The sequence below is a fragment of the Pseudomonas sp. R11F genome (assembly GCF_050312575.1).
In the GTDB taxonomy this organism is placed as follows: Bacteria; Pseudomonadota; Gammaproteobacteria; order Pseudomonadales; family Pseudomonadaceae; genus Aquipseudomonas; species Aquipseudomonas palleroniana.
Genome location: NZ_JBNPJU010000037.1, coordinates 100,915 through 119,081 on the forward strand (window position 1 = coordinate 100,915; position 18,167 = coordinate 119,081).

General features: G+C 60.4%; 19 protein-coding genes and 1 pseudogene. 12 read left to right on the forward strand and 8 right to left on the reverse strand.

Annotated features, from left to right (window positions below; genetic code table 11):
* Position 1: 1 nt before the first annotated feature.
* Both lysA and lptM read right to left on the reverse strand, forming a co-directional pair.
* Positions 2-1,249 (reverse strand): diaminopimelate decarboxylase, encoded by a 1,248-nt coding sequence (gene lysA / locus ACQRBV_RS10155; protein ID WP_104995005.1) that lies wholly within the window; start codon positions 1,247-1,249, stop codon positions 2-4.
* A 9-nt stretch (positions 1,250-1,258) separates the two neighbouring features.
* Positions 1,259-1,429 (reverse strand): LPS translocon maturation chaperone LptM, encoded by a 171-nt coding sequence (lptM, locus tag ACQRBV_RS10160; protein WP_078739734.1) that lies wholly within the window; start codon positions 1,427-1,429, stop codon positions 1,259-1,261.
* A gap of 238 nt (positions 1,430-1,667) precedes the next feature.
* Here lptM and cyaY point away from each other — a divergent pair, with 238 nt between their 5' ends.
* The 3 genes from cyaY (at position 1,668) to rnk (ending at position 2,765) form a co-directional block, all read left to right on the forward strand.
* Complete coding sequence (gene cyaY, locus ACQRBV_RS10165) at positions 1,668-2,000, forward strand: iron donor protein CyaY (RefSeq protein WP_060753615.1); 333 nt, start codon at positions 1,668-1,670, stop codon at positions 1,998-2,000.
* Between the two features lie 2 nt (positions 2,001-2,002).
* Complete coding sequence (locus ACQRBV_RS10170; RefSeq protein WP_081086974.1) at positions 2,003-2,221, forward strand: DUF1289 domain-containing protein; 219 nt, start codon at positions 2,003-2,005, stop codon at positions 2,219-2,221.
* 130 nt (positions 2,222-2,351) lie between these two features.
* Entirely contained in the window at positions 2,352-2,765 is a 414-nt protein-coding gene (rnk, locus tag ACQRBV_RS10175; protein ID WP_060753614.1) for a nucleoside diphosphate kinase regulator, read from the forward strand.
* On the opposite strand, the gene ACQRBV_RS10180 is transcribed toward rnk, so the two are convergent.
* The 3 genes from ACQRBV_RS10180 to ACQRBV_RS10190 all read right to left on the reverse strand — a co-directional run bounded on the left by ACQRBV_RS10180 (position 2,762) and on the right by ACQRBV_RS10190 (position 6,460).
* Entirely contained in the window at positions 2,762-5,602 is a 2,841-nt protein-coding gene (locus ACQRBV_RS10180; protein WP_161548615.1) for a class I adenylate cyclase, read from the reverse strand. The genes rnk and ACQRBV_RS10180 overlap by 4 nt on opposite strands.
* A gap of 169 nt (positions 5,603-5,771) precedes the next feature.
* Complete coding sequence (locus ACQRBV_RS10185; protein WP_060753612.1) at positions 5,772-6,023, reverse strand: TIGR02647 family protein; 252 nt, start codon at positions 6,021-6,023, stop codon at positions 5,772-5,774.
* A gap of 152 nt (positions 6,024-6,175) precedes the next feature.
* The gene (locus tag ACQRBV_RS10190) at positions 6,176-6,460 is read right to left on the reverse strand and encodes a hypothetical protein (protein ID WP_060753611.1); all 285 of its coding nucleotides are present in this window, start codon (positions 6,458-6,460) and stop codon (positions 6,176-6,178) included.
* Between the two features lie 126 nt (positions 6,461-6,586).
* Here ACQRBV_RS10190 and ACQRBV_RS10195 point away from each other — a divergent pair, with 126 nt between their 5' ends.
* Positions 6,587-7,246 (forward strand): glutathione S-transferase family protein, encoded by a 660-nt coding sequence (locus ACQRBV_RS10195; RefSeq protein WP_411984925.1) that lies wholly within the window; start codon positions 6,587-6,589, stop codon positions 7,244-7,246.
* Positions 7,247-7,304: 58 nt separating this feature from the next.
* On the opposite strand, the gene argH is transcribed toward ACQRBV_RS10195, so the two are convergent.
* A complete protein-coding gene (gene argH / locus ACQRBV_RS10200; RefSeq protein WP_034110688.1) occupies positions 7,305-8,699 on the reverse strand; it encodes an argininosuccinate lyase in 1,395 nt (464 codons plus the stop codon).
* A 503-nt stretch (positions 8,700-9,202) separates the two neighbouring features.
* Between argH and ACQRBV_RS10205 the strand changes: the two genes are divergently transcribed.
* The 7 genes from ACQRBV_RS10205 to ACQRBV_RS10235 all read left to right on the forward strand — a co-directional run bounded on the left by ACQRBV_RS10205 (position 9,203) and on the right by ACQRBV_RS10235 (position 15,586).
* On the forward strand, positions 9,203-9,949 hold the full coding sequence (locus ACQRBV_RS10205) for a LytR/AlgR family response regulator transcription factor (protein ID WP_060753609.1): 747 nt from the start codon (positions 9,203-9,205) through the stop codon (positions 9,947-9,949).
* 138 nt (positions 9,950-10,087) lie between these two features.
* Positions 10,088-11,029: a hydroxymethylbilane synthase gene (hemC, locus tag ACQRBV_RS10210; RefSeq protein ID WP_244701079.1), complete on the forward strand. Its 942-nt coding sequence runs from the start codon at positions 10,088-10,090 to the stop codon at positions 11,027-11,029.
* A complete protein-coding gene (locus ACQRBV_RS10215; RefSeq protein ID WP_411984926.1) occupies positions 11,026-11,784 on the forward strand; it encodes a uroporphyrinogen-III synthase in 759 nt (252 codons plus the stop codon). The genes hemC and ACQRBV_RS10215 overlap by 4 nt, the downstream gene beginning before the upstream one ends.
* Positions 11,785-11,802: 18 nt before the next feature.
* Positions 11,803-12,915 carry a uroporphyrinogen-III C-methyltransferase gene (locus ACQRBV_RS10220; RefSeq protein WP_090368016.1) on the forward strand — a complete coding sequence of 371 codons (1,113 nt, stop codon included), beginning with the start codon at positions 11,803-11,805 and terminating at the stop codon, positions 12,913-12,915.
* 5 nt (positions 12,916-12,920) lie between these two features.
* Positions 12,921-14,162, forward strand: a complete 1,242-nt coding sequence (locus ACQRBV_RS10225) for a heme biosynthesis protein HemY (RefSeq protein WP_090368018.1) — start codon at positions 12,921-12,923, stop codon at positions 14,160-14,162.
* 235 nt (positions 14,163-14,397) lie between these two features.
* Positions 14,398-14,919 carry a disulfide bond formation protein B gene (locus tag ACQRBV_RS10230; protein ID WP_090368020.1) on the forward strand — a complete coding sequence of 174 codons (522 nt, stop codon included), beginning with the start codon at positions 14,398-14,400 and terminating at the stop codon, positions 14,917-14,919.
* A 208-nt stretch (positions 14,920-15,127) separates the two neighbouring features.
* A complete protein-coding gene (locus ACQRBV_RS10235; RefSeq protein ID WP_060753603.1) occupies positions 15,128-15,586 on the forward strand; it encodes an Rsd/AlgQ family anti-sigma factor in 459 nt (152 codons plus the stop codon).
* Positions 15,587-15,639: 53 nt separating this feature from the next.
* On the opposite strand, the gene ACQRBV_RS10240 is transcribed toward ACQRBV_RS10235, so the two are convergent.
* Positions 15,640-16,317, reverse strand: coding sequence for an FKBP-type peptidyl-prolyl cis-trans isomerase (locus ACQRBV_RS10240; protein ID WP_060753602.1), 678 nt, complete (start codon positions 16,315-16,317; stop codon positions 15,640-15,642).
* A gap of 192 nt (positions 16,318-16,509) precedes the next feature.
* On the opposite strand from ACQRBV_RS10240, the pseudogene ACQRBV_RS10245 reads away from it, so the two are divergent.
* Positions 16,510-17,514 (forward strand): annotated as a pseudogene (locus tag ACQRBV_RS10245) (AlgP family protein); the annotation flags it as partial.
* A 176-nt stretch (positions 17,515-17,690) separates the two neighbouring features.
* On the opposite strand, the gene ACQRBV_RS10250 reads toward ACQRBV_RS10245, so the two are convergent.
* Complete coding sequence (locus tag ACQRBV_RS10250) at positions 17,691-18,155, reverse strand: TIGR02444 family protein (protein ID WP_411984928.1); 465 nt, start codon at positions 18,153-18,155, stop codon at positions 17,691-17,693.
* Positions 18,156-18,167 lie beyond the last annotated feature (12 nt).

Here is an 18,167-nt window from a genome sequence, read left to right on the forward strand (position 1 = left end):
CTTACTCCGGCAGCAGGCTTTCGCCAGCATACAACTCGGCTACCGTCTCGCGGCGACGCACTTCGAACGCTTGATCACCGTCCACCAGCACCTCGGCGGTACGGCCGCGGGTGTTGTAGTTGGAACTCATGACAAACCCATAGGCACCCGCCGAATGTACGGCCAGCAGGTCGCCTTCTTCCAGGGCCAACTGACGATCCTTGGCCAGGAAATCGCCGGTCTCGCAGATCGGGCCGACGATGTCGTAGGCGCGTGCAACACCTTCGCGTGGTGTTACAGCGGTGACGTTCATCCAGGCCTGGTACAGCGCCGGGCGGATCAGGTCGTTCATCGCCGCGTCGACGATGGCGAAATCCTTGTGCTCGGTGTGCTTGAGGTACTCGACCTGGGTCAGCAGCACGCCGGCATTGGCAACGATGTAGCGGCCCGGCTCGAACATCAGCGTCAGGCCGCGGCCCTCGATGCGCTGGAGTGCTGCCTTGATGTAGTCGGCCACCAGCGGCGGTTCTTCGTCGCGATAACGCACGCCCACACCACCACCGAGGTCGATGTGGTGCAGGTAGATACCACATTCGCCGAGACGGTCGACCAGTGCCAGCAGGCGGTCGAGGGCGTCCAGGAACGGTGGCAGCGTGGTCAGTTGCGAGCCGATGTGGCAGTCAACACCCAGCACTTCCAGGTTGGGCAGTTGGGCGGCGCGGATGTACACGTCTTCGGCGTCGGCAATGGCGATGCCGAACTTGTTCTCTTTGAGACCGGTGGAAATGTACGGGTGGGTGCCGGCATCGACGTCCGGGTTGACGCGCAGGGAGATCGGCGCACGAACGCCCATTTCGGCGGCGACCACTTGCAGGCGCTCAAGCTCGTCGGTGGATTCGACGTTGAAGCAATGCACGCCGACTTCCAGCGCACGGCGCATGTCTTCGCGGGTTTTGCCGACACCGGAAAACACGATCTTGTCCGCTTTGCCACCGGCTGCCAGCACGCGTTCCAGCTCGCCACGGGAGACGATGTCGAAACCGGCGCCCAGGCGCGCCAGGACATTCAGTACACCCAGGTTGGAATTGGCCTTGACCGCGTAGCACACCAGGCTTGGTGTGCCTTCCAGCGCGTCGGCAAAGCTGCGGTATTGGGCTTCGATATGCGCACGGGAGTACACATAGGTCGGGGTGCCAAAGCGCTCGGCAATCGCGGACAACGCCACGCCTTCCGCGAACAGCTCGCCGTCCCGGTAGTTAAAAGCGTCCATGGAGTTCCCTTATTCGTAGGTGTCGTGCTTATGCGCTTTGGATGGCTTTTGCGACGATTGTGCCTGGTCGTTCGGGTCTTTGCTGTCATCCGGCAGGTACAGCGGGCCTTTTTGACCACAGGCACTAACGAGGCAAGCAACCGCGACGAGCGCAGCAAGGGAAGAGATCAGGCGCTTCATGGCGAAATCCTTGAATATGCATTAATTGCGCCCGAGTATACCGACCACCCGCCAGCTTGCCTATGCGCTGAAATACCCGTCCGGCGGGGGTTTGCCGAGACGGCCGGGAAGCGTACTACGCTGCTTGAGGATATTTCACGCCGCCAATCGTGTTGAAATCGGTATCCTTTGCAATCGGCGAAGCTCGCCCGTATGGTGCGGCGCTTGAGCAGAACCAGACACTTTTGAGGTTGCCACAATGAGTTTGACCGAAGCCCGTTTTCACGACTTGGTGGATTCGACCCAGCAGGCGCTGGAAGATATTTTCGACGACAGCGGCCTGGACGTGGATCTGGAAAATTCGGCTGGCGTGCTGACGGTCAAGTTCGAGAGCGGCCAGCAGCTGATCTTCAGTCGTCAGGAGCCGCTGCGTCAGCTCTGGCTGGCGGCGCGTTCTGGTGGTGTTCACTTCGACTACGACGAAGAAAGCGGCAAATGGCAGTGCGACAAGAGTGAAGAGCTGCTGAGCGAGATGCTCACGCGCCTGGTCAACGACTACACCGGCGTCGAGCTGGACTTCGACGAGATCTGACGGTGACCCAGCCCGCACCTGCACGCCCGCCAAAGCCACTGTTCAGTAATGTCAGCCCGGCGGTGCCGTCACCTTGTATCAGTTTGTGTCGACTGGATGAGCAGAAAGTCTGCCTTGGCTGCTTTCGTCATGTGGAAGACATCCGTGAATGGCGCTCTGCCGACGATTCCCGGCGCCGGGTGATTTGTGCCGAAGCCGAGCAGCGCAGGGCGCGCGTCTGAGGCCGTCTTGTTTATTTGTGACGCTGTGGTAGTGTCCGGATACACCTCAACTCATCGAGGTCCGCGAGAACCCCGCCTTTTTTGGCGGGGTTTTGCTTTTTTGTGCAGAAAAAAGGAGTCTGCCTGAATCATGACCACCGCACCTTCCATCATCCTCACCCGTCTTGACGTGCAGCGCCTGGAGCAATTGATCGACCGCTTGGGCGACGAGTCTCCCGGCGTCGAAGCGTTGCAAGCCGAACTCGACCGCGCCGAAGACGTGGTTGGTCACGATGAAGTGCCTGCGGGTGTCGTGACCATGAACTCCAGCGTGCATTGTCGCGAGCAAGGCAGCGGCAAGGACTACCACCTGACCCTGGTCTACCCGAAACACGCGAACGCCGATGAAGGCAAAATCTCGATCCTGGCACCGGTGGGCAGTGCGTTGCTCGGCCTGCAGATAGGCCAGCACATCGACTGGCCGGCACCGGGCGGCAAGACCCTCAAGCTGGAGTTGCTCAGCGTTGAAGGCCAGCCCAAGGATGGCGGCGCCTTTCCTCTCTAAACCTGGTTCAGCGCCTTGTTGAGCGAGAGTTCGAGCTCGGCCTTATAGCGCAGATACAGGTTGCTTGGGCTTTGCACGTCACCGAGCAGGCCCGAGAGGTCCAGGTCGGTGATGTAGCAGCGGTAGCGCTCGGCTTCGCGGCGTTGCCCGACGATCTCCTGGGCGACCACGGCAAACAGTTGGTCGCCAAATTCCAGTTCGGAAAACTCGCGCTGATTGCAGTACAGCGTGATGCCCACTCGGCCGTGAGCGGCTTTGCCGATAATCGCCTGTACCTCATAAAACGCTTTGTCGGCCGGGGTCGAAGGTGCCGGCCGAGGCTCGATGCCGCGTGCACGGGTGCTGCCGGACGGCAATAGCTGGTAATACAGGGTTCGCACTTCGCCCAGCGGTTGTTGCGTGTCCAGGGACGACAGGGCTTCGCGGCGATAGATGATCGATTGAAGGAAACGTTGCAACGGTGCCAACAGGCTCTGTTCGTCATGAAAGGGCAGGCGTTGCTGCCAGAGTGCATTGAACTCATCCAGTACGTACAACTCGGCATGACCTTCATTGACCCGGTAGAACACCTGTACGCAATCGGCCAGGCCCATGGGCAGCAGCAACGCCAAGTCGTGGTCTTCCAGGGCCATGGCGTCCAGGTGCAGCGGGCTGTAGCTGGCGAGTTCTTCGCTGAGGTAGGCGATCAGTGCGTCCTGGGTTGGCAGCGACACATGGTTGGCCTGCCCCGGCACCAGTTCCATCACGTGATAATGCTGCTGCACCTGGAGCAGGTAACGGTGATTGCCTTGGCCGATCAGCAGGTTTTGTGCGGTATCGAAGATTTCTTCGACGCGCTGGGCAATGAACTGCGCACGGTTGTGGCAGAAGCAGCGTACCCGCAACCTGGGCAAGTGATTCGGCGGCAGTTGGTTGAGGTAGTCACGCAAGCATTCGAGCAGCGCGTGGGGGCCGTCGTAACGGCTGACCATCACCTCGTTCCAGCTATTGAGCGTGACCTGATCCAGGGTCAGCACGAGGTTGTCGCGTACACCGGCATAGCTGAGCGAGTCGGTGCGCTCGGTGGTCATCAGGATGTTCAGGTCGCGGTGATGTTTGAGCGGGTCGACGCCGACATTGATCAGCAACAACACCTCTTCCGGAACCGCCGAACGCAGCAGGCGTTCTTCATCGACGCTGACCAAGGGCAGGGCGATGGTCTGCTGCAGGCTGCCCAGCAGGTTGAACAGCTCGAACTCCGTCATGTCACTGGTGCCCGGGTGCAGCGCCAGGCGCGTGCTGCTGTCGATCACACCGTTGCGATGGCACCAGGTGAGCATTTCCAGTAGGTCGCGGCTGCGCTTGATTGGCGCGAAGTGCTCCCATTCCAGAGCCGTAAGGTTACCGTTATACAGGCCCCAGTAGTGCCGGCCGGGCTCTTTACGATTGGGCGATTGCACCAGGGTCAGAGTGTCTTCGGCCAGGTCCGGGGCGATGCCGGGGTTGATGAACTCGACCTTGCCGGCCTTGCGTTCAAAAGCTGCATATAAGCGTCGACCCAGCACATTGAGGTCACGCCGGTTGATCGGGCTGACGGTCTTCTCGGTGCGGGCGAACTGGGTCAGGAAGCGGTAGCTGTAATTGAGCTCATTGACCAACGCCCGGCGTTCCAGCGCGACCTGGCGCACTTTCCACTGGCTGCGGCTGTCCAGCAGGGTCAGCTGACGCGGGTCCCAGCCCCACTCGTGGGCCAGCCGTTCCAGCAGCAGGCGTTGCCAACTGGTGGTGCGCTGGCCGGCGCTGAGTTTGCGGTTGACCTTCAAGTACAGCGCGCGCCGCACCAGCTCAAGGCGCTCCGGCTCGTTGCGGGCCTTGAGGTATTCTTCGATCCGCCGATAGACCACGATGTACGGGTCCAACTCATCCAGGTCCAACTGGTTGGCGAACACCGCGCGTTTGAAGCGCAGGCTCAGGCACTGCACGTTCGGGTGTTCGCTGGCGTAGACCTCGGTCAGCAGCAACTTGAGCACCGACTTGTAGGGCGACTCGATGCCCTTGAACAGTTGCCAGAGGCCGGCGCCAATGAACTCGCCTGGAGGAATGTACGCCAGATGGCCCAGATCGAGGGTTTCGTCGGCGCGGATAAAGCGCTTGGAAATCAGCGCATGGGTGAACTCGGCATAGCGGGTTTCTTCATACACCGGCACCAGCCACCAGATCGGCGTGCGCCCGGCCAGCCAGATCGCGGTGCGGTAGAACTCATCCAGCAGCAGGTAATGCTGGGTGGTCCCGCAGTCGTCGGAGCTGAGCTGCGTATCACGCTCACCCAGTACAAAGCGCGTCGGTTCGATCAGGAAGAAGTGCGCCTCGGTGCCCATGGTCAGGGCCCAGGCTTCCAGTAGCTGGCACTTTTTACGTAGCTCGGCCAGTTCGTTGTCGTTGAGGTCCGGGGCGTGGCACACCCACACGTCCATATCGCTTTGATCCGCCTGGGCCAGGGTGCCGAGGCTGCCCATCAGGAACAGGCCGTGGATCGGCCTGGGCTGATTGACCGGGCGTGGCTTGTAGGAGAACGAGCGAGTCAGGCGTTGGGCTTCATTGAGGGCTTGGGCGTCGGGCTCGAAGTTGGACAGGCCGGCCGGGGTGCTGCCGGACACGTAGCCAGGCAACAGCGGGTGATTGACGTGGAAAAACAGCGGCAACATCGCCAAGACGCTCTGCTGGCGTGGTGTCAGCCCTTCGACGGCGCGGGCCATGCGGCCCTCGTTCAGGGTCATGAAGCGTGCGCGCAACTGGGCCAGCACCTTGCGGTCGATGCCTTCATCCAGATCGGGGCGGATTTCGTGGGTGCGGGTCATTTCGCGGCGTTGGCTCGAAGAGCCCGACATGGGCGGCCGTGTAGGAGTTTACAGTCAGAAGGGTAGGAGGTTTAGAGGGGAAAAGGCTTTTTGGCGCCAGAATTTTCACTATTACACAGCAATGCCCTCGGAATCCGCAGTCAGCGGACTCCGTGGGCGGTATCAGGTCTCAGGCGGCTTCTTTCTTCGTGGTGCTCAGAATAGTCAGCAGGCCTTGGGCGTGCTCGGCTGCATCCCGACCGAGGCTTGTCAGGTAGCCACCGTCGGGTTGGGTGATCAGCTCTTTTTCAAACAGGCGCCTGGCAGCGGCGATGGCAGTGGGGGCAGCGGTCTGGTGGACTTTAAGACCTTCCTGGGAGCTGTCCAGGTTGAAGAGTGCAAGGATTTCCAGTTCGGCAACCAACTCAGGGGTATACGACATAAGGACTCCAGACTTTCTAGAATTTATTAGAGGCTAGCAGGACATAAGGTGAACGCACTTTGCCGGGCTGTCCAGTCACAAACTCCTGGGTCTTGATATGGCGCAAGTTTGTGGCGACGAAGCGGGCTTCCCTGCCACCAATATCCCTGGATTCAGGCGTTTTCCGGAGGCAGGTCGGGCAATGCACGCAGCGCGGTTTCGTACCATTGGGTATCGAATGCGCGGTCTTCTTCGAGCATCTTGTCGATTTCGACAGCCAATACATGGGCCATGAGATTCAGAATGTCTTCGCGCTCGTAACCTACCAGCGTCAGCTTGTTGAAAGTGGCCTTGGCGGCAGGCGGGTTGTCGCTCTCGATCTGGTTTTCAATCGCCTGGGTCAGCGTGCTTTCGGTGAACTCTTCTTCGTCGTTGTCGATATCGGTCGGCTCGCTCATGGCAGGCTCCTCAAGGAAAGGACGCCAGTCTACGCCCATTCAGGCAAGTGATGCTGCTGGCAAGGTCGGGTTCGGGAGGCTATAACGCTTGCAGCCAACCCCACACATGGCATGGAGGCACGCGCAATGCTCAAGCTTTACGGTTTTTCGGTCAGTAACTACTACAACATGGTCAAACTGGCGCTGATGGAGAAAGGACTGCCGTTTGAGGAAGTGCTGTTTTTCCCAAGCCAGACTCCAGAGGCACTGGCGGTAAGCCCGCGTGGCAAAGTACCGGTGCTGGGCGTGAAGCAGGGTTTCATCAATGAGACCAGCGTGATCCTTGAATATATCGAGCAAACCCAGGAAGGCCCTGCCCTGTTGCCGGGCGATCCGTTTCAACGCGCCCAGGTGTTGGCGCTGTGCCGGGAAATTGAACTGTATGTCGAGTTACCGGCCCGCGCGTGCTTTGCCGAGGCATTTTTCGGTACGCCGGTACCGGACGCAATCAAGGAGAAATCCAAGGCTGATTTGCTGTTGGGGATCGCATCTTTGGGGCGTCACGGTAAGTTTGCACCGTATGTGGCGGGTGGGAGTTTTACGATTGCCGACCTGTATTTCATGTACAGCGTGAACCTTGCCTGTGCGGTAGGCGAAAAGCTGTTCGGGCTGGATTTTCTGAAAGGTCTGGAGAACGCCAAGGCGCTGCTGGAGCGACTGCACGCCATGCCTAACGCCCAGAAGGTGGCGGCGGACAGGGAAGCGGCGATGCCAGCATTTTTGGCGATGATCGCTGCCAAGAAATAGTCAGCACTGGTGCTGTTCAAAATGTGGGAGGGAGCAAGCCCCCTCCCACAAGCATGCATCAGCGGCTGGCGAGCAGGGCCTGGCCGCGCGCGACGGCTGCCTTGACCTGCGCCGGCGCAGTGCCGCCCACGTGGTTGCGGGCGTTGACCGAGCCTTCCAGGGTCAGCACGGCAAACACGTCCTGCTCGATCTGGTCGCTGAACTGGCGCAGCTCTTCCAGGCTCATTTCCGCCAAGTCCTTGCCGGTATCCACGCCGTATTTGACGGCATGCCCGACGATTTCATGGCAGTCACGGAACGGCAGGCCACGGCGCACCAGGTAGTCCGCCAAGTCGGTCGCGGTGGAGAACCCACGCAGGGCCGCTTCACGCATGATTGCGTGCTTGGGCTTGATCGCCGGGATCATGTCGGCAAAGGCGCGCAGCGAGTCGCGCAGGGTATCGGCGGCGTCGAACAGCGGCTCCTTGTCTTCCTGGTTGTCCTTGTTGTAGGCCAGCGGCTGGCCTTTCATCAGGGTCAGCAGGCCCATCAGTGCGCCGAACACGCGACCGCTCTTGCCGCGCACCAGCTCGGGCACATCGGGGTTTTTCTTTTGCGGCATGATCGAGCTGCCGGTGCAGAAGCGGTCTGGCAGGTCGATGAATTGGAATTGCGCGCTGGTCCACAGCACCAGCTCTTCGGAAAAGCGCGACAGGTGCATCATCGCGATACTGGCTGCGGCGCAGAATTCGATGGCGAAGTCACGGTCCGACACGCCGTCCAGGGAGTTGCCGCCAACCGCGTCAAAACCTAGCAGTTGTGCGGTGTACTCACGATCGATCGGGTAAGTGGTACCGGCCAGCGCGGCGCTGCCCAGCGGCATGCGGTTGGCACGTTTGCGGCAATCCACCAGGCGCTCGTAGTCGCGGCTGAGCATTTCGAACCAGGCCAGCAGGTGGTGGCCGAAGGTTACAGGCTGTGCAGTCTGCAGATGGGTGAAGCCGGGCATGATGGTGTCCGATTCGCGCTCGGCCTGCTCCAGCAAACCTTTTTGCAGGCGGGTGATCTCGGACAGGATCAGGTCGATTTCGTCGCGCAGCCACAGGCGGATATCGGTGGCCACCTGGTCGTTACGGCTGCGACCGGTATGCAGCTTCTTGCCGGTCACACCGATGCGATCGGTGAGGCGCGCTTCGATATTCATGTGCACGTCTTCCAGGTCGACGCGCCAGTCGAACGTACCGGCTTCGATCTCACCGCGAATGGTGGTCAGGCCGTCGATGATGCTGTCGCGCTCGGCGTCGGTCAGCACCCCGACCTTGGCCAGCATCGTGGCGTGGGCGATCGAGCCCATGATGTCGTGGCGGTACAGGCGCTGGTCGAAGGTGACGGAGGCGGTGAAGCGGGCGACGAAGGCGTCGACGGGTTCACTGAAGCGGCCGCCCCAGGACTGGTTGGTCTTGTCGGTGCTCATGGATTCGCTCGTGATCTGCTTAAAAGAGGCATGGAGGTGTACCGGCGATAATAACAGGGTTGCCTGGGGAGGCGGTGCTGCGGGTGGTCGGCATTTTTATTTGTACAAAGGGTGGCTAAGTGCCTTGCCGCCGAACGCGTCCGGGAAGAGACTGGAGCCAGATGTTTATTGAAACGATATTTGACGATTGAGCAATGTGGTCTCAGTGAGCGTCTACAGTTGCACTGATAGAGCGTGAATGCACCAAAGTCGGGTGATGCGGTCGAAGCCCTGACTATCCATTAGAAAAGGGGGGTATTCGGATTGTGTATCAGTAAACCCTACGACGATGCCCTGAGGCAGGCGGTCTTGGGCGCAATTGAACAGGTCCGGGTAAATATGGGTGCCACTCTTGGGGCACTTTTTGCCGCTCGCGCTAGTCTTAGCGTGGATCGCTGTGACGCAAGTCACCGCACCTGTCTACGCTATCCTTGTGCGAGACTCACGCAGGAATCCAGCGCAATATGAATGTCCTGATCGTTGATGACGAACCCCAAGCCCGCGAGCGACTGAGCCGTTTGGTCAGTGAACTCGAGGGTTATACAGTCCTTGAACCGAGCGCCACCAACGGCGAGGAGGCGTTGACGCTGATCGACAGCCTCAAGCCGGATGTGGTGTTGCTCGATATCCGCATGCCAGGCCTGGATGGCCTGCAAGTCGCGGCTCGCTTGAGCGAGCGAGAGTCGCCACCCGCAGTGGTGTTGTGCGCCGCTCACGAAGAGTTCGCCGCACCCACGCTTGAGGCCAGTGGCGTCAGCTTCCTGGTCAAGCCGGTGACTGGCGAAGCCTTGCTCAAGGCCCTGAAAAAGGCCGAGCGCCCAAACCGCGTCCAACTCGGTGCCCTGACGCTGCCCGCCGCCCAAAGTGGCAACGGGCCGCGCAGCCATATCAGTGCGCGCACCCGCAAGGGTATCGAGCTGATCCCCTTGGACCAGGTGGTCTACTTTATTGCCGACCACAAATACGTGACCCTGCGGCACGAGGCGGGCGAGGTGTTGCTTGATGAGCCCCTCAAGGCCCTCGAGGATGAGTTCGGCGACCGCTTCGTGCGTATCCATCGCAACGCGTTGGTGGCCCGTGAGCGAATAGAGCGCCTGCAGCGCACCCCCCTTGGGCACTTTCAGCTGTTTTTGAAAGGGCTTAACGGTGATGCCCTGATCGTCAGCCGACGCCATGTCGCGGGTGTGCGCAAGATGATGCAGCAGCTTTAGCCCAAAGGCTGCGGCGAGGTTTTCAGCCCCGATCCCGGTGCGATGCGGCCAGGGAGGCCCCGCACTTGCTGATTCAAATCAAAGCGTGTCTGCCTGAGCTGTTATTATCTGCCGTATCTATTCAGTACGGATTGATCCATGTCCTCTCGCGAAATCCGCATCGCCACCCGTAAAAGCGCCTTGGCCTTGTGGCAGGCCGAATACGTCAAAGCACGTCTTGAACAGGCCCATCCGGGTCTCAAGGTGACCCTGGTGCCCATGGTCAGTCGCGGCGACAAACTGCTGGATTCGCCCCTGTCGAAGATCGGCGGCAAGGGTTTGTTCGTCAAGGAGCTGGAAACCGCACTGCTGGAAAACGAAGCCGATATCGCCGTGCACTCGATGAAAGACGTGCCCATGGACTTCCCCGAAGGCCTGGGCCTGTATTGCATCTGCGAACGCGAAGACCCGCGTGATGCGTTTGTTTCCAATACCCACAAGTCTCTGGACGAACTACCGTTGGGCAGTATCGTCGGCACCTCCAGCCTGCGTCGCCAGGCGCAGTTGCTCACCCGTCGCCCGGACCTGCAGATCCGCTTCCTGCGTGGCAATGTCAATACCCGCCTGGCCAAGCTGGACGCCGGAGAGTACGACGCGATCATTCTCGCGTCCGCCGGTTTGATCCGCCTGGGCTTCGAAGACCGCATCACTTCGCCGATCAGCGTCGAAGACAGCTTGCCCGCAGGCGGGCAGGGCGCCGTGGGCATCGAATGCCGTACCGCCGACAGTGAAATTCACGCCCTGCTCAAGCCCCTTGATCATCCGGATACTGAAGTCCGTGTCACCGCCGAGCGCGCCCTGAACAAGCACCTTAACGGGGGGTGCCAGGTGCCGATTGCCTGTTATGCCGTGCTTGAAGGTGAAAACCTTTGGCTGCGTGGCTTGGTAGGCGACCCGGACGGCGGCACGTTGCTCACCGCTCAAGTGCGTGGGCCACAGCGTGACGCCACAGCCTTGGGCATCCAGGTGGCTGAGGAACTGTTGGCCAAGGGTGCCGGCGCCATTCTGCAAAAGGTCTACGGTGAGGCGGGTCCGCAGTGACCCAGTGGCGTGTGCTGCTGACGCGGCCAGCCGAAGAGTCGATGGCGCTGGCGGCGTCATTGTCCGAGGCCGGCATTTTCAGCAGCAGCCTGCCCTTGCTGGATATCGAAGCTTTGCCGGTCACGGCTGAGCAACAAGCTGTGTTTAGTGGCCTGGGCCGCTATTGTGCGGTGATTGTGGTGAGCAAGCCTGCCGCACGCCTGGCCTTGCAGCAGTTGGATCGAGTCTGGCCGCAACTGCCCTGGTTCAGTGTCGGCGCGGCCACCGCACAGGTGCTGGCCGATCACGGCCTCAACGTTCAATATCCGCAAACCGGCGACGACAGCGAGGCCTTGCTTGCATTGCCGACCCTGCGTGAGGCTATCGCAGGCCCAGGCGCCCGTGTATTGATCCTGCGGGGTGAGGGCGGCCGAGAGCTGCTGGCTGAGCGTTTGCGCGAACAAGGTGCTAGTGTCGACTATCTGGAGTTGTATCGCCGTTTCTTGCCGGCTTATGACACTGGGGTGCTGATGCAACGCATCCAGTTGGAACGCTTGAACGGCGTGGTGGTCAGCAGTGGGCAGGGTTTGCTGCACCTGCAAGCCCTGGCCGGGCCGGACTGGCCACAGGTGGCACGGCTGCCATTGTTCGTGCCCAGCCCGCGAGTCTTTGAGATGGCGCGGGCTGCGGGCGCAGAAAAAGTTGTGGATTGTCGCGGTGCGAGTGCCGCGGCTTTGTTAGTGGCGTTACGGAGCTATCCCGTTCCCACTCTCTGATACGCAAAGGACGGATACGTGAGCGAAACAGCCTTGCCTAAAGATGAAGCTCAGCCCGCGCTCGATGCGCCGGTTGCACCGGTCACCGAACCACGCCGTGGCAATGGCCTGGCGATCCTCGCCCTGCTGCTGGGCGCCGCAGGTGTTGCCGCCGGCGGCTGGGGAATCTGGCAGGTGCGCAGCCTGCAGGCCAGTAACCAGCAGCAGTTGAGCCAAGTGCAAAGCCTCGACGACCAATCCCAATCCTTCAAGCAGAGCCAGCAACAGCTGACGGCGCGGCTGGCGCAGTTGCCCAGTGCTGACGAGCTGGAGGAGCGCCGCCGCCTGGTGGCCCAGTTGCAGGGCGACCAGCAACGTTTGAGCCAGCGCCTGGAAACGGTGCTGGGCGCCAGCCGCAAGGATTGGCGTCTGGCCGAGGCCGAGCACCTGATTCGTCTGGCCAGTTTGCGTTTGTCCGCCCTGCAGGACATCAACAGCGCTCAGTCGCTGGTCCAGGGCGCCGACGAAATTATTCGCGAACAGAGCGATCCCGGCTCCTTCGCCGCCCGCGAGCAGTTGGCCAAGAGCCTTGCCGCGCTGCGTAGCACCGAGCAGCCGGATCGCACCGGGCTGTACTTGCAATTGGCCGCGCTGCGTGACCAGATTGTGCAACTGGCGGCTGTCGCACCTGAATACCAGCTCACCGAGCCTGCCTCCCAAGGGCGTCCGACCACCGATACAGACAACCGCTTGAGCGAATGGTGGGAGCAGATTTCCCGCTACTTCCGCATCGACTTCAACCCCGACGATAACATTCGCCCACTGCTGGCCGGCCAGGGCTTGAACCAGGTACGCCTGGCCCTGAGCCTGGCTCTGGAGCAAGCCCAATGGGCGGCGCTCAACGGTGAGGCGGCGGTGTACAGCCGCTCCCTGGCTGAGGCGCGCAGCGTGCTGCAGGACAACTTCAACCAGGACAACCCGCAGAGCAAAGCGATGCTGGCGCGTATCGCCGAACTGGAGCCCAAGGCCGTTTCGGTGGTGACGCCGGACCTGGCGGCAAGTCTTGCGGCGGTGCAGGCGTATCTTGAGCGTCGTCACCTGTCTGCCGATGAAGCCAAAGCATCGGCGGGCACGCCGGCGACCCAGGAGTAGAGCCGATGAAACGTTTCTATGTGGTCCTGGTGCTGGCGATTGCAATCGCTCTGGCATTGGCAGTGGGCATTTCGAAACACACCGGCTACGTGCTGATTACCTATCCCCATGTGCTGCATTACGAGTCGAGCTTGTGGGCTACGTTGGTGGCGGTGTGTGCCATTGGCCTGGCGATCTACCTGGCCCGCGTTTTATTGAGCCTGATCACCACCTCCGGGGGGGTGGTCAACCCATGGTCGCGGCGCAATCGCAGTCGTCGGGTACAGATTGCGATCGAGCAGGGCCAGATGGACCTTGCCGAGGGCCGCTGGGCCAGCGCCGAGCGCCATCTGCATCGCGCCGCCGAGGCGGAGCGTCAACCCTTGCTGTATTACCTTGGCGCAGCACGTGCGGCCAATGAGCAGGGGCGTTACGAAGAGTCCGACGGTTTGTTGGAACGCGCTTTGGAGCGCCAGCCCCAGGCGGAACTGGCCATTGCCTTGAGCCATGCGCAATTGCAGATGGACCGTGGCGATACCGACGGCGCCCTGGTCACTCTGCAGGCCATGCACGAGCGCCACCCGCATAACGCTCAGGTATTGCGCCAGTTGCAGCGCCTGCATCAGCAGCGAGGTGATTGGGCGTCGGTCATTCGCTTGTTACCGGAGCTGCGCAAGGACAAGGTGCTTCCTGCCAGCGAGCTGGCTGAATTGGAGCGTCGCGCCTGGGGTGAAAACCTGGGCGTGGCGGCCCAGCGTGAAGAGCATGGCGAAGCCGGCTTGCAGTCGCTTGAACGGGCCTGGGAGCAACTGACTTCCGCCCAGCGCCAGGAGCCGCAACTGGTGTTGGCTTACGCCGACCAACTGCGTCGACTGGGCGCTGATGCCAAGGCCGAAGAAGTGCTGCGCGGTGCGATCAAGCGCGGCTACGACAGTCATCTCATGCGGCTTTATGGGTTGTTGCGCGGCAGCGACCCGGCCCGTCAGCTCAAGTTTGCCGAAAGCTGGCTCAAGGATCATTCGGGTGATGCCAGCCTGCTTCTGACGTTGGGTCGTCTATGCCTGCAAAATAGTTTGTGGGGCAAAGCGCGGGATTACCTGGAAAGCAGCCTGCAGGTGCAGCGCAACCCAGAGGCTTGCGCCGAGCTGGCCCGCCTGCTGGCCCAATTGGGTGATACCGAGCGCAGCAACCAGCTGTTCCAGGAGGGCCTGGGGTTGCTCGACAACCGTCTGTTGGCCGCTCCATTACCCGTGCCCGCGCGGGTTTGAGGTCGAAAAGGGGGAAGGGTTGGTGCGGAGCTATCTGACAGCCAGCCCTGAACTTTGCACAAACCCTTGTTGTAAATGTCCTGCTCTTCAATTCCTACGTGCAATTGCGGAGTTTCCTCCCGATTCTGGCGGGATGTCTCTACGGTTTCGCGGAATTGTCTGCTCTAGCGCGTATTGAAAGGGGTCGGGCCTTTCCTCTACCGTAGCGACCTATCTTTCGTGGTACGGATAAACAATGTCTTTGGCCCCCTTACGCTCTATGTTTTTCCTGGCGTTCATGGTTGGTGGGCTGACGTTGGGCGCGTCTTTCTACCTGGAATACGGCGCGCTGTTACAGCCTTGCTTCCTGTGCCAGGTACAGCGGCTGTTTCTCGCTGCCTATTCGCTGATCAACCTGATCGCGGCCCTTCATAACCCAGCGCGGCCGGGCCTCTACCTGTACGGGCTGGCGAGCATGGCGTGCGCATGCTTCGGCGCCATCACCGCAGTGCGTCAGGTATTACTGCAGAACGCGGCATCGGACCAGATTCAAGATTGTTGGCCGAGCCTCCAGTACATGATTGAAAACCTTTCCTTTTGGCAGGCGGTACGGTCGGTCTTCAACGGCACCGTCGACTGCGTCGAGATCAACTGGACGCTGTTCGACCTGAGCCTGCCCGAATGGAGTCTGTTGTTCTTTTTAGCGATGCTTATTTTGGGAATCATGCAGTTTTCGCGGCTGTTGTTCAGCCAACGTTTGCGCATTGCACTGCCATGAATATGAGGTTCAAGTTGTAGGATGGGATTAAACACTTGTATGAACTTTCTCTCCTGCGTACCTTGAAGCCATAGTCATGCGGGCATAATCTGGCCCGCACGCGTTATCAAATCTGTTTATCGGACGCGGCCTTGTCCGGCTGCTGCTTTATCCTTGAGTGTTGCGCGGGCACAAGGCAGCAGCGCCCCTATAGGGAAGAGAGATCATCATGCTGGAAAGTTGTCAGAATGCTCAGGAACGCTGGGGTGGGGTGCACAAGCTGATCGATAGCTGGCTGAAGGCACGTCACGAACTGGTTCGGGCCTTTGATGCTCTCGGTGCCAAGCCCGAAGCTCTGGCTGAGAACCGCGAACCGTTGCAGGACTTCTGTGGTGTGTTGGTGGACTATGTGTCTGCTGGCCATTTTGGTGTCTACGAGCAACTGACCGAGGAGGCGCAAGCCTTTGACGATCAGCGTGGGCTGGAACTGGCCGAGACGATCTACCCGCGGATCGATGCCATCACTGAGAAACTGCTGGCGTTCACTGACCTGTGCGATGCAGGGCAATGTGTTGCGGAAAAATTCAAAGAACTGGGCGCGCTGTTGCATGAGCGTTTCGAGCTGGAAGACTGCTTGATCGAAGTGCTGCACAACGCTCACAAGGAAGAACCTGTTACTCAGGCTTGACCCTTGATCGCCGTACAAAAAACGGTGCGCATGACGCACCGTTTTTTATTGGGTCAGTGGCGCGTACCGAGCAGTTCGATCTCGAATACCAACGGTGTATACGGCGGTATCAACTCGCCCGCGCCGTCTGCGCCATAGGCCTGTGCAGATGGAATGACCAGACGCCATTTCGCGCCTACCGGCATCTGTTGTAACGCTGAACGCCAGCCGCTGATCACGCTGTCCAGGCGGAACCACTGCGGTTGCGTGCTCTGATCGAAAACCGTCCCGTCGGGCAACCGCCCTACATATTTCACCTGCACCTCATCAGACGCTGACGGCTTGTTGCCCGTGCCTGGCATCAACTCGGTGAGCAGGATGCCATCCGCCAATTCGCGCACGCCCTTGGCTGATTTTTCCTGGGCCAGGAATTGCTGTTCGGCGGCGAGGGCTTTTTCGCTCTGCGGAGCTTGGGCGTCGGCTTCGCTCTGTGCCTCATGCTGGGCGAGGATCTGTTCGATACGCGTGTTATCCAGCGCCAGCGGCTTGCCTTGATAAGCTTGCTTGAGGCCGTCGACGAGCGCCTGGATCTGCAGGTCCGGGACTTCCTGGCGCAGTCGTTCGCCGAGGCTCGCACCCAGGCTGTATGCGAGGTCGTGCGGGTCGGGCGCGGTGGTTTTGGAGGCGGATTGCTCGTTCGCGTTGGCCACGCAAATCCCCAAGCCAAGCACTAGAAAAAGGTAACGCGACATGGGCATTCTCCCGGCGAAAGTGCGACGGATTATGCCAGTGTGAGTCGGTAAAAAGTGCCGTGGTTTTTCGTTATATCGATAAGAATTTTCTCACGTTGCAACGCGAGGCAAATGATACTGTCAACATGCCCTAGCGGCGGTAAGAGCAGAGGGCTAGTATGAGCCGCACCCACGTCAGCCAGGAGGTAAACCATGTCGGCCAAACAGAAGCCTGTAAATACCCCGTTGCACTTGCTCCAACAACTTTCGGGCAGCTTGCTCGAACATCTTGAAAGCGCGTGTTCCCAAGCCTTGGCCGATGCAGAAAAGCTGCTCGCCAAACTGGAAAAACAACGCGGTAAAGCGCAAGAGAAACTGCACAAATCCCGCACCAAACTGCAAGACGCCGCTACTGCCGGCAAGGCCAAGGCTCAAGCCAAAGCTAAAGACGCTGTCAAAGAACTTGAGGACTTGCTCGACGCCCTCAAGGATCGCCAAGCTGAAACCCGCACCTACATTTCCCAACTCAAAAAAGATGCTCAGGAAAGCCTGAAGTTGGCACAGGGCGTGGGGCGTGTGAAGGAAGCCGTCGCTAAAGTACTGGGCTCTCGTACCCCTGCAAAAGCGGTAGCCAAGCCAGTTGCTAAAACCGCTGCTGCGAAACCAGCCGCCAAGCCAGCTGCCAAAACTGCTGCTGCAAAACCAGCCGCCAAGCCAACTGCCAAAACTGCTGCTGCAAAACCAGCCGCCAAGCCAGCTGCCAAAACCGCTGCTGCGAAACCAGCCGCCAAGCCTGCTGCTAAAACCGCTGCTGCGAAACCAGCCGCCAAGCCAGCTGCTAAAACCACTGCTGCGAAACCAGCCGCCAAGCCAGCTGCTAAAACCGCTGCTGCAAAACCAGCCGCCAAGCCAGCTGCTAAAACCGCTGCTGCGAAACCAGCCGCCAAGCCAGCTGCCAAAACCGCTGCTGCAAAACCAGCCGCCAAGCCAGTTGCTAAAACCGCTGCTGCAAAACCAGCCGCCAAGCCAGCTGCTAAAACCGCTGCTGCAAAACCAGCCGCCAAGCCAGCTGCCAAAACCGCTGCTGCAAAACCAGCCGCCAAGCCAGCTGCTAAGACCGTTGCAGCGAAACCAGCCGCCAAGCCAGCTGCTAAAACCGCCGCTGCGAAACCGGCTGCCAAACCTGCTACTGCGAAACCAGTCGCCAAGCCAGCTGCCAAACCTGCTGTTGCAAAACCAGCGGCCAAGCCAGTAGCCAAACCTGCTGCCGCTAAACCAGCCCCGGCCAAGCCAGCAGTACCTGCCGCTGCTCCGGTAGCGTCTACCGCACCATCTGCTCCGACCAGCAGCACCCCTGCACCGGCAGCACCCAGCACCACTCCAACCAGCGCTTCCTAAGTGTTGGTGATCACGGCGCGCAGCCGCTGCGCGTCGTGGTCAAGGTTGGCGGCAGCTTCAGCCGCCAGTCTTTCCAGCCACGGCTGGTGATTTGCCTGCGCCTCTGTCGGCCACTCTTGTGACACAGCTTCCAGTCGCACCAGCAACTCGCGTTCCGCCTCCAGCTCCAGGGCTTTGACCCGCTCGCGTAACGACGCCAACGACTCATCCTGCTGCGATAACGCACGCCATTGCACACGCACCTGCCGCAACGGCTCAACCACCTGCGTCTGCCAAGGTTCGGCGATGTGTTTCAGGGCCTGAATTCGTTCGGTGCGCACCGCCACGCCGCGCTGTTCCAGCCATGCTCCGCAGAGCAACAGGCACACATTCGCTCCCCGCTCCTGCAGGCGCAGGCAAGCGGCCTCGACGCCCGGGCGGGCGTAAGTCGAGAGGGCAAAGCTCCACAGGTCAGCACACATATTCACACCCAA

Bases quoted from the DNA above. Each gene is read 5' to 3' on its own strand.
- ACQRBV_RS10205 (WP_060753609.1), top strand. From the start codon at position 9,203: ATGAATGTCCTGATCGTTGATGACGAACCCCAAGCCCGCGAGCGACTG.
- ACQRBV_RS10250 (WP_411984928.1), bottom strand. From the start codon at position 18,155: ATGTGTGCTGACCTGTGGAGCTTTGCCCTCTCGACTTACGCCCGCCCG.
- argH (WP_034110688.1), bottom strand. From the start codon at position 8,699: ATGAGCACCGACAAGACCAACCAGTCCTGGGGCGGCCGCTTCAGTGAA.
- hemC (WP_244701079.1), top strand. From the start codon at position 10,088: ATGTCCTCTCGCGAAATCCGCATCGCCACCCGTAAAAGCGCCTTGGCC.
- cyaY (WP_060753615.1), top strand. From the start codon at position 1,668: ATGAGTTTGACCGAAGCCCGTTTTCACGACTTGGTGGATTCGACCCAG.
- lysA (WP_104995005.1), bottom strand. From the start codon at position 1,249: ATGGACGCTTTTAACTACCGGGACGGCGAGCTGTTCGCGGAAGGCGTG.
- rnk (WP_060753614.1), top strand. From the start codon at position 2,352: ATGACCACCGCACCTTCCATCATCCTCACCCGTCTTGACGTGCAGCGC.
- ACQRBV_RS10225 (WP_090368018.1), top strand. From the start codon at position 12,921: ATGAAACGTTTCTATGTGGTCCTGGTGCTGGCGATTGCAATCGCTCTG.
- ACQRBV_RS10240 (WP_060753602.1), bottom strand. From the start codon at position 16,317: ATGTCGCGTTACCTTTTTCTAGTGCTTGGCTTGGGGATTTGCGTGGCC.
- ACQRBV_RS10235 (WP_060753603.1), top strand. From the start codon at position 15,128: ATGCTGGAAAGTTGTCAGAATGCTCAGGAACGCTGGGGTGGGGTGCAC.
- ACQRBV_RS10230 (WP_090368020.1), top strand. From the start codon at position 14,398: ATGTCTTTGGCCCCCTTACGCTCTATGTTTTTCCTGGCGTTCATGGTT.
- ACQRBV_RS10180 (WP_161548615.1), bottom strand. From the start codon at position 5,602: ATGACCCGCACCCACGAAATCCGCCCCGATCTGGATGAAGGCATCGAC.
- ACQRBV_RS10195 (WP_411984925.1), top strand. From the start codon at position 6,587: ATGCTCAAGCTTTACGGTTTTTCGGTCAGTAACTACTACAACATGGTC.
- ACQRBV_RS10190 (WP_060753611.1), bottom strand. From the start codon at position 6,460: ATGAGCGAGCCGACCGATATCGACAACGACGAAGAAGAGTTCACCGAA.
- lptM (WP_078739734.1), bottom strand. From the start codon at position 1,429: ATGAAGCGCCTGATCTCTTCCCTTGCTGCGCTCGTCGCGGTTGCTTGC.
- ACQRBV_RS10185 (WP_060753612.1), bottom strand. From the start codon at position 6,023: ATGTCGTATACCCCTGAGTTGGTTGCCGAACTGGAAATCCTTGCACTC.